The sequence below is a fragment of the Mesorhizobium carmichaelinearum genome, from assembly GCF_900199455.1.
GTDB classification, from domain to species: domain Bacteria; phylum Pseudomonadota; class Alphaproteobacteria; order Rhizobiales; family Rhizobiaceae; genus Mesorhizobium; species Mesorhizobium carmichaelinearum.
The window spans coordinates 1-418 of the sequence record NZ_FZQR01000174.1 but is presented as its reverse complement, the minus strand read 5'-3'; the positions used below and the strand labels follow the sequence as shown (position 1 = coordinate 418).

At 36.1% G+C, this 418-nt stretch carries 1 protein-coding gene; it reads left to right on the top strand.

All coding sequences use genetic code 11. The features are described from left to right. On the top strand, nucleotides 1-418 hold a 418-nt coding region (locus CKW40_RS42525), incomplete at both ends, for a Cna B-type domain-containing protein (RefSeq protein ID WP_143748546.1).

Below are 418 nucleotides of genomic sequence, written 5' to 3'. Positions count from 1 at the left end.
ATCAATTAGTGGTGAAAAAGTATGGGACGACAAAGACAATCAAGATGGTAAGAGACCAGAAAAAGTCAGTGTGAATTTATTGGCTAATGGAGAGAAAGTAAAAACGTTAGACGTGACATCTGAAACAAACTGGAAGTATGAATTTAAAGACTTACCGAAGTATGATGAAGGAAAGAAAATAGAATATACAGTGACCGAAGATCACGTAAAAGACTACACAACAGACATCAACGGTACGACAATAACGAACAAGTATACACCAGGAGAGACATCGGCAACAGTAACAAAAAATTGGGATGACAATAATAACCAAGACGGAAAACGACCAACTGAAATCAAAGTTGAGTTATATCAAGATGGAAAAGCAACAGGAAAAACAGCAACATTAAATGAATCTAATAACTGGACACATACGTGG